This is a genomic window from Marinomonas algarum (assembly GCF_020532605.1).
Lineage (GTDB): Bacteria > Pseudomonadota > Gammaproteobacteria > Pseudomonadales > Marinomonadaceae > Marinomonas > Marinomonas algarum.
On sequence record NZ_JAJATW010000009.1, the window covers coordinates 47,316 to 61,587 of the forward strand.

The window sequence follows — 14,272 nt, forward strand, 5'->3', positions numbered from 1 at the left end:
CTTCGGTGGGCTTGTCGGCATGTGCACATCACACTGTGTGACGAGACAATGTGTGGCGGGACAGTGAGCCTATTGTGTGAACCCGCGGACTTTGGCGTTTAATTGCCAGCGAAGGAGCTCAGGCATTGCGGCTTGGCGCGCTTGCTGGGCTTCACTGGGAACCTTGCTGTCTCGTTGAGTGCGTAGTCCTGTTGTTTCTTCCCAAGGATAGAAGGTGGCTTTTCCACTCATCGGATAAGCCCCATCTTCATCAATCCATAAGCTGACATTATAACCAAAGGCTCGTGTTTTATCGTCTACCGGTGCCAACATATTACGCCCCGCAATGGCTTGGTATTCGGTATCTGATAGGCTCATATGGTACAGCGTGGGAAAAATATCTTTGTGGGACCCTACACGACCCGCATCGTAAGACCAGTCCGTATGATCAAGGATTGTGTCGGGCACATGGAGGTAGAAGGGGACAGCACGGTCCAGCACTTGCTCGTGAGGGTAGAAAGAGGCAAAGCTGCGCATTTGATGGTCACCTGTGGCTGCAATAATGGTGTTTTCCCCTTGCGAAGACCTCTCTATTGACGTGACAAACTGCCCAAATGCATCGGCTGAGTATTGATAAGCCTCAAGAATGCTTTCAATTTCTTTCGTACTGCCTTGTGAGCGTGATGCGATATCAGGTGTTACTGTGTAGGGAGAAGCTTGATAGCGATCGGGCGCCTTGTAAGGAGGGTGGTTCGTGATGGTTAAAATGGTAATTAAAGTAGGTTCTTGGCTCTTCTCCAGGATTTCCTCAGCTAAACGGTAAGCATAATCGTCTGGTACACCCCATGCGCCTAATTCTGCTACGGATTCAGGGTACAGCGTCATTAAGGTATTTTGATCATAGACGGCATCAACATTTTGCAATGGTAAGTAGTCCGATAAATTACGCCAAGCCATGTTGCCCGGTGAAATAAAGATGTTTTTATAACCGGCTTTTTTATAAACATCAAAAGGGATGCCTTCGAGAGTGACTTTTTGTTCAGAGCTATGGCTGATGTTACCAAAAGGACTTTGAAAGAGTAATGCCGCCAGCGATGGCGCGGTACCATTGTCTGCTGATAAAAAGCGTTTAAACACGAAATCCTCTTCGAAGTGTTCCCGTAATGACCCCAACATATCATTAGTGGTTGGCTCGTCAAAGGCGAGAAGATTACTACCAAAGCTTTCCATTATCGACAGCACGATATTGGGTGGATTTGCTTCAATCCATGGGTTAGAAGGTGTACGGGCAGTGAGTGAATCAATACCTAATTCAGCTTGTAAGGCTTGCCCTTGCGCCTGACTAACAGGCGCAAATGCAGCGTCTTCTTTTTTGTCCTTGAATGCCCAGTCCAGCGCCATAAAGCCATTTGGTGACAGTTTATTGAGCAGCAGCCATTCAGAAACTTGAGCGTTTCCACGACGCAGTGGGAAGGTGCCAACGCTGCCTCGTGCTGCAACAAAAAAAACAATGAAGGCAATCAATGTGTACACTGAGAATACAAGAATATTCCAAGGTTTGCGGTCCTGATCACGCAAGGTATGTCGGGCAATACGAGAAGCACCAAACCCGACTAACAAAGCGGCTAGAAGGCCTCTAATAACAGGATAATCTTGCCAAATGTTGAGCAAAACACTTTTTGTATCATCATCGGCTAAGCCAAAAGCAAAAATATCAAAATGATTGTGGTATGTCTGATAATAGTAAAAATTGCTAATGGTCACCATAACCACGGTGAAGCCAATTAAACCCCATAAAAAAGGGCTTATGGCTTTTACAATACGCCATGTCCATTGCGTGCTGCACAATAATAAACCCAGCAAAAAGAAGAGCGTGGTAAAAATACCTGCAACTCGTAAATCATAACGAATCCCCACAGACCACATACGAGTGATGTCTTCGTGATAGCGTGCCAAATCTGCGGGTTCAGAAAAGGCATGAAGCATAAAGTAACGCCCTATCATCAGCACTGTGGTGATTAAAAAAGCCTGTATGACTAGGGTAACCAGAAGAGATCGCATTCGATTTTGGTACATGGCGGTGATGGTCCTGAAATACGTAAATAATCGACAGTGTTTGCATGAGAAATACAAGGTCGATGATTATAGCACCGACGGTTTGGGTTTGGGGCTAGCAAACCAGCCTAATGTGCTCCATATGGCGCAAATGACCAGCAAAATATACAAGGGCCAGTCCCATGATTGTCGCCAGTCGTACAGAGCACCAATGAACACTGGGCCGATGGCTGCTAAGGTGTAGCCGATAAGTTGAGCCATGCCCGACAATGCCGCGGCTTGCTTAGGGCTATGGGTGCGCATACCGACAAAAGAAAGTCCGAGAATAAAGCCCATACTGATGCCAAAACCAAACAATACCGACCAGATAGCGGATTCGCTGGGAACAAACAAAAAGCCCGCTAAGCTCATAAAGGTAAGTCCGGTCGCAAACAAACAAAGGCGTCTGTGGCTGCCTAATCGATGGATAAAGGGGGTTAGCAATAAAGAAGGTGCTGCTCCTGCCAGTTGTAAATAGCCTTGGTACAAGCCTGCGGTGGTGTCTCGATACCCTTGGCTCATTAGAATCGCGGGCACCCAAGCCACCAGAATGTAGCTCAGCAAAGAATTAAACGACAGGAATCCAGCCACTTGCCAAGCGGTTTTAGAACGCCATACGGAAGATGAAACTTCTAAGGTGTTTTTTTGCGGAGCCTGATGCAGAGGAATTTTGCCACTAAACCACACCATTAAAGGCAAAATGATGCACAACATTTGGCAGGCGAGCGCAAATGACCAGCCTCGTATTGGTGTGTCTGTGAAGGGCAAAACGAGAAGGTTTTGTTCGGCAAAGAGGCTCAATGGCACCATAAAGCTCGACATCATAAAGCCACCGATACTCATCATTAAGACATACACAGCGGTAAGCTGAATGATGTGTTCGGGGAACTCACGCTTCAATAAACTGGGCAACAATACATTGCCGATGGCAATACCGGCACCAATCACCACCGCCCCAAGGTACAGGGTCGCCGTTGCCCCAAAGGTGCGCATCAGCATACCAAGAGCGATTAGCCCAACACCTGATGCCAGAATGCGCTCGATACGGAAATAGCGCGTTAACCAAGAGGCGACAGGAGCGAAAAAAGCAAAAGCCAATAAGGGAAGACTGGTCAATAGGCCAGATTGGGAGCTGCTAAGGTTTAAGTCCTGACTGATCCGGCTTAATAGCGGCGGCAGCCCCGTTATCGGCCCTCGTAAACTCAATGCGACCAACAAAATGAACAAAAGTAGATACACAGCCTCATGCCGTGCTAAGCGTTTTAGTCGTTTCATAGTCGTTTTTTTACCGTGATCGTTGTTTAGAGAGTATTTGGCTTTGCAGAGTAGCCTGACAGGAGTTTGACGAGGCAACATAAGACAGTTGTTGGCCGGTTATGATAACCGTTATTGAGCCTGCTGGATTCAGCGATTTAGGCAAAAAATCGTGAAATAAAGGATCGATGAGCTTCACATCCATTCTCAGCCATTTTAGCCCCTGTGGGTCATGTTTAACACCAAACCTTTAGGGGCATTGTATTTAGGTGGTTGAATACCCTAGGTACTCTGGCAACCACAATGCAATCTGTGGAAAAAAGATAACCAATAATAAAGCACTGAACATAGTCACCATAAACAGCAACGCCCAACCAAAGGTCTGCTCTAAGCGTATATTCGCCACTTTTGTGGTGACCATTAAGTTGATGGCAACAGGGGGGGTAAACTGACCAATGGCGATGTTCATAGCCAACAAGATACCAAACCAAACGGGATTCCATTCAAAGTGATTCATTAAAGGCACTAAAATCGGTGTTAAAATTAAGTAAATCGAAATAGCGTCCAGTAACATGCCTGCCAATAACACAAGCAACATCACTAACAGCAGTAGCGTTAATGAACTGTCTGAAACCGACAGAATCACATCCGCAAAACGCGTAAACGTTCCTAACGTCGTCCCTGCCCAAGCAAAGATGCCGGCTAAAGCGATAATCAGCAAGACGATGCCCGAAATTTTAACCGCCTCATTGAACAGTGATACTAAGCTAGACAAGGTTAACAAACGGTAGATAAACGCACCAATAAACAAACCATAGGTGACTGCAACCACGGCGGCTTCAGTTGGTGTGAATAAACCTGAGCGTAATCCCCCTAAAATAATAACGGGTGCTAATAAGGCAGGAATGGCCTTGATAAAGCTTTCTTTAATGGAAGGGCGCTCTGTATCAGAGTCTGCGTCCGGTGCTTCCCAACCGTTTCTTTTTGACAATAAATAGGCCGGTACGAGTAAAGAAGCTCCGGCTAATAAACCGGGAAAAACACCAGCAGCGAACAACGCCCGCAAATCCAGACCAGGAATCATCACAGAGTACAAAATCAACGCAATAGAAGGTGGAATCAGAATCGCAGTGGAGGAGGCCGCGGCAATTAAAGACGCTGAAAAAGGACGCGGGTATCCTGCTTTGGTCATACTGGGCAGCATCACCATCGCAACAGCGGCGGCATCGGCAGGGCCAGAGCCACTCATTCCTCCCATAATCAAGCAGACCAAAACCGCAACCAAGGTTAACCCACCGTATCGACGGCCAATTAACGATTGCGCTAAATTGACTAGGCTGGCAGCCACACCGGCTCGCTCAAATATAAGCCCGGTTAAAATAAATAAAGGAATGGCAATGAGAGGGTATTTCGCCACACTGTTATAGGTATTCGTCCCCAACGTGGCCAACATATCAGGGGATAATCCGGTCACTATGCCTGCTGCACCGCCTAACCCTAATGCAAACGCTACCGGCATGCCTAGGAATAAACACGCCCCAAAAATAACTAACATCCATAAATCAGGGCTCATTGCTGTGCCTCTTCTGAATGATCGTTCTGCGTTAAGCGGCTAACCAAGTTTTGGGTGGTGCGCAAAATAATGGCAATGGAGAGTAGGGGTAACCAAATTAAGTAAATCCAAGTGGGGTAACCTAAACCGGGTGACGTGGATTCCCACATAAACTCTTCATACGTTAATAAACCGCCGTACCAAACCATTAAGCTAAGCACGATAACGCTGCCCAACCACTGTATAATATAAACAATACGTCGACCGGTTACGCCTAAATATTTTTCTAGTAGGGTAACTCGAATATGCTCATTACTTTTCGCAGCAACCGCCGCGCCAGAAAAAGCCAGTATAACGATTAGAAACACGGAAAATTCTTCAGTAAACGCAAAAGAAGCATTTGTCGTATAACGTACTAATACGTTGGCCAAGCTGATGATACAAATCGCCACTAAAGCAATAATGCCTAACCAAGATTCAAGAGAAATAGTATTTTTTGACATGATGTGTTGATAGCCAGTAATTAAGTACTCAAGGTTAAATGTTCCTATTTAACCTTGAGTGAGTTTTTTGATCTTTAAACAGCGGTTATGTATTAACGCTTGTTAATGGCTTCTTGTGCTGCTTCTACTAACTCTTCACCAATCTTTGGCGTCCATTTTTTGTAGACATTTTGAGTTGCTGCCACAAAGGCTTGGTGTTGTTCAGAAGTAAGCTCGGTCACTTCTACACCACGGTCACGGATAGACTGCAGTGTGGCATCCAGATCAGCACGTGATTTGGCAATTTCCCACTGACCCGCATCGTACGCAGCTTGTTTTAACAGTTGCTGATCTTCAGTCGATAATTTAGACCAAACACGCTTACTCGCACCAAAAATAAGTGGATCATTCATGTAGTGCCAAAGGGTCAGGTATTTTTGATTAGCACGATCCGCGCGCGCCACATCAAAAACAGAGAGCGGGTTTTCTTGGCCGTCAACGGCACCGGTTGTGAGGGCAGGTAGCGCGTCTGTCCAGCTCATTTGAGTAGGGTTAGCACCCAGAGCATTAAAGGTATCTAAGAACAGTGGTGAGCCAACAACTCGTACTTTTAAGCCTTTTAAGTCGGCTGGTTGAGTCAAAACACCGCGCGAGTTAGATAACTCACGGAAGCCATTTTCACCCCAAGCCAGAGGCACAACACCACGCTTTTCAATGGCGTCAAACACCATTTGACCTGCTTTACCTTGAGTAATCGCATCCACAGCGGCGTTATCAGGCATTAAAAAAGGCAGTGAGAAAAGGTTGGCTTGTGGTACTTGAGTGGACCAGTTAATGGTTGAGCCAACGGCCATATCAATTAAGCCACTGCGCATCGCAGAAAATTCACGAGTTTGGTCGCCTGATACTAATTGAGCATTAGGGTAAACCTTTAGCGTAATACGGCCCTCTGAACGTTCTTCCACTAATTCAGCCCATTTCATTGCCGCTTTTCCCCAAGGGAAAGCATCCGATAAAACAGTAGAAACAGAAAATTCACGTGTTTCTTGTGCAAAAACAGGGGCAGCCCCTAAGCTTAAACAAGCCGTACCTAATACGAGCCATTTTTTGATGTTCATTCGTTACTCCAGCGTTATTTTTTTTAGGTAAGCGATATTAACAGAAGTTCTGATGAGAATTGAGGTGAGACGGAACTTTCTATGAGGAAAATGCGAATAAGTTCCCTTCGTGGCGGAATTTTTCTTGAATCAATGCGTTTAGTGATGGTTTATCAACACTTGGTAACTGACGATACAATGACAACAGCACTTATTTGTTTTCGTATATCTTAGATTGATTACGACCAAAACCTTTGGCTTGATAAAGGGCTTTATCCGCTTGGTTAATACTGTTTTTTAGATTGGGATTGCCTAAGTCCACCTCGGCAATACCCGCACTCACGGTGAAATGAATGGTCTCGTCGTAGCCCGTTTCGACCGATTCTTGTTCGAGAGTCCGTCGAATGTTTTCCATTAAAGGGAGGGCTTGATTGACTGGCGTATTGGTCATGAAAATAATAAATTCCTCACCACCGTAGCGCGCTAAAATATCTTGTTTTCGACACTGGTCGGTTAAGGTATTCGCCACGCGAATAATAACATTGTCACCAGCGCTGTGACCGTATGTGTCATTGACCTTTTTAAAGTGATCGATATCAAGCAGTACTATGGTGGCAGGTTGTTGGCGTAAAACCGCTTGTCTCAATAAAAGCTCTGCTTCGGCATTAAAATAGCGGCGATTATAAAGGCGAGTCATGGGGTCGGTAGACGCCAACAACTTAAGTTCATCCTGTGATGCTTTGATGGTCTCCAAGTTTTTAATGCGATACGCAATAATAAGCGACAACGCGAGTGCTTCAAGGACGATTCCGATCCCAACCCCGTGGCTGTTGATATAGTTGAATTCGGCTTTCCCGACATAAAACAGCAAGGCCAAGGTGCTGAACGCAATAAATAAACCGTGTGCCATCAAGAAAAACGGCGCAATTGGGTGTTTCCGGATCATCATCGAGACAGTAACAGACAAGCTCACTATCATCATTAAGCCCGCCAAGATACTGGAGTATCTTAATGCAGTCACAATATCAAACAGGCCATAAACGAAATCGATGATCAGCATGATTAACACCGACATCAATGCCCAATGCTCAATAGGGTATTTTTTCTTAGTCTCAAAGATATTGATCATAAAGAGCAGTAAAAAGATCGGCATGGACACTAACGTTAAATGCCATTTCAGTGTTACTGACCCAAAAACATCAAAGAGATCTGCAAGCAATCCATAAGACAGTGCAATCCAAAAACCACCAGAAATCAGATAACAAGAGTAGTAAAAATGCTCTTTTAAGCGAGAAGAAAGAAACAACAAAACGTTATAAATAATCAACGCCAATAGCATACCAACGAGTAACGCAATGTCGGTATATTGTCCTAACAAAGCGCGTTTTGATTTTTCTTCGTTATAGAGGTTTAACGCGAGCCATTGGTGGGAAAACGATAAACTCTGCACAAACAAGGTTTTGGTTTGGTTAGGCTGTAAATCTACGTCAAACACCGCACTGCCGCGATACATCCACTCTTGCGTGCTTTTGTCATCCATGTCCAGATAGCGTTCCCTTACCAAGGTATTATTGACCACTTCATAAAGCCCAACGGCTCTATTGTGATACGCATAAGGATGGTGGAGGAAAATGGTTTTGGGGAATTGAGATGTGTTTTTGAGACGAATTTGTATCCAAGTGGTTTTTGCCTTAGTCCCAAGAGAAATGCTGTTGGGTGACTCGGTAAAGTCGCTCTGTTGTACATTAGAGAATGACATTTGCCCTGTATTGTCTACAAAATACCCCATTTGAAATTGCTCTAATTTGGTGAAATCTTGAGCGATAGGGACAACGGGAAGTGCGGCGCATACAACAGTAGAAAAAGCCCAGCATAAAAAAATAAGCAAGGTTTGAAGGCAAGGCTTCTCTCTGATATTGATCACTAATGACTTCCCCATAGCGAATAAGCTTGGTTCATGGAACGAAATTAACTTAATGTTAACCGATTGGATCAATAAAAAAACAAGAATCTTAAAAAACTCACTTATGAGCGTTAAGGTCAGCTATTTTTTGCTTGTTCTATGTGATCGTGATGAGTTAACAGAAAATTTGTCTAGCCTGAAATGGGTATCATGGTATCCATTTTCATAGAAATAAGCTCAATTTGGATACTATGGTATCCAAGAGTGATAAATCAGAGTGTCGAATGGTAGGCATTCAGGTCTACAAATTGTTACCCATAAGATAACTTTCTGTAGACCTAGTGCTTCTGGGCAACGCGCTTTTACCATCTCTGAGGTAAATACTGCGTGAAGTACAAAGGCATCACGATATTGGTTTGTTCTAACGCTGAAGAGCCTTGTGTACCCGTTAACTTAAAGGTTTTACTTGGAGTACATTTTTCAACGTAGGATGCTAACGATTTGGCTCTTGTACGTTTGCCACTTTTGACTTCCACAGGGATGATATCGCCTTCATCGGTCGCCAAAATAAATTCGATTTCGGCGCGGGCGTCATTCCATGAATAGCTTGGGTCAACGCCAATAGCTGTGAGCTCTTGTTGCACAAAGTTTTCAGCCACATAGCCTTTGTATTCATAGTTTTGTTGCTTAATCTCTTTATAACTGCTGCCCAGCATATGATTGAGCAGGCCCACATCAAACAGAAATAGTTTAACCATATTGTCTTTTTTATAGGCCGCCAACGGAGATTTCGGTAATCCTTCAATAGGGTAGTTTGGCAAAGCTAAGCGGCAGCAGTTAAGCCAATGGATCGCGGTTTCAAAATCGCTATAACGAGATTTACGCTCATGCACATGCTTAAATTTAAAGCGTTTAACTGACTCATCGCTGACAAGTGATAGCTGGGCTGGAATGCTATTAAACACCGATTCAATCAGTGTGGCATCGACCTTGCCCGCGTACTTACCGAAATCGCGGCGATAACCTTCAACTAAATCGGCATGAATTTTTGTGACTTTTTCAACACGCTCTAGAATGCTTGAATCCTTAAACTGATACCAAGCAGAAACGGCTTCCGGCATACCACCGGTAAAAAAATAGTCGGTTAGTTTATCCATCAATTTAGTGTGCACCGCCGGTGTGCTTGCTTGACTATCAAATGCTTTGATCAGTGCTTGCTCGTTGGATGCGTAAATAAATTCTTGGAAGGTCAGTGGTCGTAAATTGCATTGTTCTACCTTGCCTACAGGGAAGGTATTGAGCAAACCAATGTTCGAACCGCTGGCTGCGACAAAATAGGACGGTGCTTTTTCGGCAAAATACTTCAGCGAAGTTACGGCTCGTTCACATTCGCCAATTTCATCTAATATCAGCAAGTCGGTGTCTGGATTGAACGCTTGGTTGGTTAACAACTCAATGTTCATTACTAGCTCGTCAGGTGACAACGAGCCATCGAACGCTTCTTTGTAAGCTGGGTTTTCAAGGAAGTCGATACGAAGGATGTTGGCAAAGGTATTCCCAAACAACTCTTGCAGTAGATAGGTTTTACCTGTTTGTCTTGCGCCATCGATCAATAATGGCTTGCGCACAGGTTGACTTTTCCATGCTATTAGGGCGTTGAGTAGGTTGCGCTGCATTGTCATTTCCCGCCAATTAAGATTGTTAACTGCCTGTAGTATAACTCAGTCTACACTTTTACGCGCATAAAAATGTAAAAAATCGCACTTTTATGCGCGTAAAAGTGTAAGTTGGTGTCCTTTGGTATTCAGGGATCCACATCATCGCCTTGGCCAACGCGCAATCTAAGCCTAAAAGTAGGATATAAATCCAATTATATTAAATAAAATGGGAATATAGTCCTATATGTACATTATTGGAGTTGCTTGGGATTCAAAGTTGGACTATATTCCCAGTAATGGTTTAATAATGGGAATATAGTCCCTTTGGTTGGTGATATGGCTAAGCGTGACCTACACAATGTACTGTTTCCAAAGCAGCGCAAAATCCTGACTCATTTTGGTGAAGACTTGCTGTTGGCGATGAAACGACGTGGTTTTACAAAAAAACTGCTGTGTGAACGTACTGGCTTTGATCATAAAACCGTGAACAAAGTCTTCGCCGGTGATCCGGGCGTTGCCATAGGCACTTACTTAAAAGTCATGGCCGTTCTTGGCATGGAAAGCAACTTTGCAGAAATGGCCGCTCATGATGAAGTGGGTATTAAGCTGCAAAATATAAAATTGCTGGAAGGTTCAAGATGAGTCGTGAAATCGTTGAAGTCTATGCCGACTGGGAGCCAATTGAAGCGCCTTTGCTAATAGGGCGGCTTTCTTACAGCGATTCAAGCCGAGGTGGCGTGTTTAGTTTTGCCTACGATAAAGCATTTTTAACTTCAGCCTATCGCTTGCAAATTGATCCAATCCTGACGCTTCACTCCGGTGAACTCTACAACGATGAAGCCGATAAAAACTTTCGTGCATTTCTCGATTCATCTCCCGATAGATGGGGACGTATTTTAATGCAGCGGCGTACGGCCATTGAAGCGCGCAAAGGCATTCGAGCGACAAGTCGATTAAACGAGCTAGATTACCTGCTGGGCGTACACGACTCTTACCGGATGGGTGGTATTCGATTTAAGCGAACAGGCTCGGATGCTTTTTTGGACGACAACTCTGAGTTTACTGCGCCGCCAATGGCTTCTTTGCGAGAGCTAGAGCACGCAGCAATGCAGATTGAAAAAGACGATAACATCGACAGTGACGAGTATTACCGCTGGTTGAAAATGCTGATTTCTCCAGGCTCATCATTAGGTGGTGCAAGGCCCAAGGCTTGTGTCACAGATGAACAAGGCCACTTGTGGATTGCCAAGTTTCCCAATTTAAACGATACCCATGACGTGGGCGCATGGGAGATGGTCTGTTATGAATTGGCTCTGGCGGCAGGTGTTGACATGTATCCAAGTGAGATCAGGCAGTTTTCCTCTGGGCATCATACCTTTTTAACCAAACGGTTTGACCGCGACGGTGAAAAGCGGCTGCATTTTTCGTCGGCCATGACACAGCTTCAATACTATGATGGTGAACAATCTCAAGGTGCCAGCTACTTAGAGATTGCTGAATTTATTTCCAATTCTGGTGCACAAACCGAAGCCGATTTAGCACAGTTATGGCGACGTATCGTGTTTAATATTGCGGTGTCCAACACCGATGATCACCTGCGTAACCATGGATTTTTATTAACAAAGAATGGCTGGAAGTTATCACCCGCTTATGATTTAAACCCGATAGTGGGTAAGCATGGCCTGCATCTGAATATTACCGATGCAGACAACGCTTTAGACTACCAGCTAGCCTTTGATGTGAAAGACTTCTTCAGACTTTCGCAAACCCAAGCCACGCAAATTTACGATGAAGTATTAATGGCGGTTAAGCAATGGCAAACCGTTGCTAAGCGGCTAGGGATCAGCCGAGCGGAGCAAGCCATGAAACAATCAGCGTTTAACGTTTAATGAGTCAGTGAAACACTATTTTCATTTTTCAGCAGATAAAGAAGTTTTAGTTTCACTTTATGCTTTGCCTCATACTCCATGTGTTTTAACACTTCGCTCATCCCTTGGGCTTTTGGGGCAGTTTGGGCAAAGCCTTAGTTCACGCCACTTAGCCACGCACTAACTCTGCCCACAGAGCATTTATTGTTTTGGGCACTATCTACAAACTGGGGCAACTAGCTACCTGCACCCTCAGAAAGCTGCACGATCTGGGCATTTATCTGCCTACTGCGTCCGTTTAGTACTGGCAAACTCCTAACTGAACTTAACAGATCAGTGAGGAAGCAAACGATGAACCCAACTACACAATCATCCACCACATCAACACACCCAGCGCGTCAGCAGCGGATTTTGCGCTTGCCCGAGGTAAAGGCCAAAACAGGCTTTGGCCGTAGCACCATTTATGCCTTGATGGCCAACGGAGAATTCCCCCGTTCCATTCGTATTGGTGCGCGTGCCGTGGGCTGGTTAGAAAGCGATATCGACCAGTGGATTGAAACCCGCCGTATCGGTGCTGCTTATGGCCGTGGATAAACCATCAGCATCAACCCCGTTACCTGCCAGTGAAATGCATAGCAACGCACCAACATTACCGGCTGGTTTTGCCTATAACGCGCAAAACTGGCTGGTGATGCAACCAGCAGGGCAAGATAGTCCTGTTAAAATCTGCTCTTGGTTGCAAGTGGCCGCCCGCACCCGCGATCCGCAAGGGGACAACTACGGCTATTTATTGCACTGGTTAGACGATGACAATCGCCATCGCTATTGGGCTATGCCAGCAGAACTATTGGCCGGAGACGGCAGCGAGTACCGCCGAATTCTACTCAGCCGAGGCATGCGGCTAAGCAACAGTGTCAAAGCGCGGCAGTTGCTCTCGCTGTTTATTCAACAAATGGGCGAACTGGCCACGCAAAAGGCCATCAGCGTCAACTGCATTGGCTGGCATCATAACGCTTATGTGCATCCGCGCCTCACTTTTTACCCAAGCGAACACAGCAACAACCCGCGCATGGTGCTGCAAACCATGCACCCGATAGAAGGCTTTATTCAACAAGGCAGTAGCGATAGTTGGCGGCAGCACGTTGGCCGTTATTGTCTGGATAACCCGCTATTAATCGTTGGTGTCTGCGCTGCACTGGCCGCACCTTTATTGCATTTATGTGGGGTGGATGGTTTTGGTTTACACCTCTACGGTGCCAGCAGTACCGGTAAAACCGCAGCACTGTATCCGGCGTTATCGGTGTGGGGCGAACCTAATCAGCTGCGCCACAGTTGGCGTGCCACGGCCAACGGTTTAGAAGGCACAGCCTTAGCGCATAACGATGCCTTACTTGCGCTCGACGAAATGGGCGAAGTGGATCCCAAGGAGGCGGGCGATGTCGCTTATATGCTTGCCAATGGCCAAGGTAAAACCCGTGCAGGCAAATACGGTGAAATGCGCTTACCCGCTCGTTGGCGCTTGGTGTTTTTATCAACTGGCGAAGTCACACTCGAAAGCCACCTCGCCAGTATCGGCAAGCGTGTAAAAGCAGGCCAGCAGGTGCGCGTGATTGATCTAAGTGCCGATGCCGGAGCGCAAATGGGCGTGTTTAACCATAGCCACGGTATGAACGCCGCCGATTTAGCCGATCACCTAAAACAGCAAAGCCGCCAATATTACGGCAGCGTGGCCTTGAACTGGTTACGGTATTTAACGCAGCACAGCGCGCAGGTGCGGCCCGTTTTCCAAAATGTACGCCAACACTTTTTAGCCAGTTTGCCAACCGAGGCTGATGGCCAAGTGCGTCGGGTCGCCGAAAAGTTTGCCTTACTGGCCAGTGCAGGCCTGTTAGCCATTCAAGCCAAAGTACTCGATTGGCCAACCCAAAGTGTCGAAGCTGCCTGTTTAAGCCAGCTAAACCAATGGATACTCGCCCGCGGTGGTGTGGCTGCCAATGAAGACCAACAAGCCGTTCGCCAAGTACGCAGCTTTATTGAGCAGCATGGCGAAAGCCGCTTTACGCCTAAACAAACCGGTTACAGCAGCCAAGTACGCCAGCGTGCGGGTTGGCTTGATACTTCTGGCCCACAAACCCTCTACCTGTTTTACCCAACCGGCTGGCGTGAAGCTACCGAAGGCCTTAGCCCAGATCGCGCCGCCAAAGCACTGATGGCCGCAGGCTACCTAATCCCCGATGGCAACCGACCACAGCGCAAAGTCAGCCTGCCCGACAACACCCGACCACGCATGTACTGCGTGAAAGGCAACATCTTAGATGACTAAAAAGGCGATAAATCCTGTGTGGGCTTGTCGCCTTGTAGTGTACTGGCAGTAAACATCAGGAC

11 protein-coding genes are annotated in these 14,272 nt (G+C 46.0%); 4 read left to right on the forward strand and 7 right to left on the reverse strand.

Annotated features, from left to right (window positions below; genetic code table 11):
* Nucleotides 1-69: 69 nt before the first annotated feature.
* The 7 genes from LG368_RS07505 to LG368_RS07535 form a co-directional block, all read right to left on the reverse strand.
* Nucleotides 70-2,055 (reverse strand): LTA synthase family protein, encoded by a 1,986-nt coding sequence (locus LG368_RS07505; RefSeq protein WP_226754115.1) that lies wholly within the window; start codon nt 2,053-2,055, stop codon nt 70-72.
* Between the two features lie 66 nt (nt 2,056-2,121).
* Complete coding sequence (locus tag LG368_RS07510; protein WP_226754116.1) at nt 2,122-3,348, reverse strand: MFS transporter; 1,227 nt, start codon at nt 3,346-3,348, stop codon at nt 2,122-2,124.
* 244 nt (nt 3,349-3,592) lie between these two features.
* On the reverse strand, nt 3,593-4,900 hold the full coding sequence (locus LG368_RS07515) for a TRAP transporter large permease (RefSeq protein ID WP_226754117.1): 1,308 nt from the start codon (nt 4,898-4,900) through the stop codon (nt 3,593-3,595).
* Nucleotides 4,897-5,382, reverse strand: coding sequence for a TRAP transporter small permease (locus LG368_RS07520; protein ID WP_226754118.1), 486 nt, complete (start codon nt 5,380-5,382; stop codon nt 4,897-4,899). Before LG368_RS07520 ends, LG368_RS07515 begins: the two co-directional genes overlap by 4 nt.
* A 92-nt stretch (nt 5,383-5,474) precedes the next feature.
* Nucleotides 5,475-6,479 (reverse strand): DctP family TRAP transporter solute-binding subunit, encoded by a 1,005-nt coding sequence (locus tag LG368_RS07525; protein ID WP_226754119.1) that lies wholly within the window; start codon nt 6,477-6,479, stop codon nt 5,475-5,477.
* 190 nt (nt 6,480-6,669) lie between these two features.
* Complete coding sequence (locus tag LG368_RS07530; RefSeq protein ID WP_226754120.1) at nt 6,670-8,397, reverse strand: sensor domain-containing diguanylate cyclase; 1,728 nt, start codon at nt 8,395-8,397, stop codon at nt 6,670-6,672.
* Nucleotides 8,398-8,723: 326 nt separating this feature from the next.
* Nucleotides 8,724-10,037, reverse strand: a complete 1,314-nt coding sequence (locus LG368_RS07535; protein WP_226754121.1) for an ATP-binding protein — start codon at nt 10,035-10,037, stop codon at nt 8,724-8,726.
* Between the two features lie 318 nt (nt 10,038-10,355).
* Here LG368_RS07535 and LG368_RS07540 point away from each other — a divergent pair, with 318 nt between their 5' ends.
* The 4 genes from LG368_RS07540 to LG368_RS07555 all read left to right on the forward strand — a co-directional run bounded on the left by LG368_RS07540 (nt 10,356) and on the right by LG368_RS07555 (nt 14,210).
* On the forward strand, nt 10,356-10,661 hold the full coding sequence (locus LG368_RS07540) for a helix-turn-helix domain-containing protein (protein ID WP_004249763.1): 306 nt from the start codon (nt 10,356-10,358) through the stop codon (nt 10,659-10,661).
* Nucleotides 10,658-11,908 (forward strand): type II toxin-antitoxin system HipA family toxin, encoded by a 1,251-nt coding sequence (locus LG368_RS07545; RefSeq protein ID WP_226754122.1) that lies wholly within the window; start codon nt 10,658-10,660, stop codon nt 11,906-11,908. The genes LG368_RS07540 and LG368_RS07545 overlap by 4 nt, the downstream gene beginning before the upstream one ends.
* A 330-nt stretch (nt 11,909-12,238) precedes the next feature.
* Nucleotides 12,239-12,481 carry a helix-turn-helix transcriptional regulator gene (locus tag LG368_RS07550; protein WP_007146785.1) on the forward strand — a complete coding sequence of 81 codons (243 nt, stop codon included), beginning with the start codon at nt 12,239-12,241 and terminating at the stop codon, nt 12,479-12,481.
* Nucleotides 12,468-14,210: a DUF927 domain-containing protein gene (locus LG368_RS07555; RefSeq protein WP_226754123.1), complete on the forward strand. Its 1,743-nt coding sequence runs from the start codon at nt 12,468-12,470 to the stop codon at nt 14,208-14,210. Before LG368_RS07550 ends, LG368_RS07555 begins: the two co-directional genes overlap by 14 nt.
* Nucleotides 14,211-14,272 lie beyond the last annotated feature (62 nt).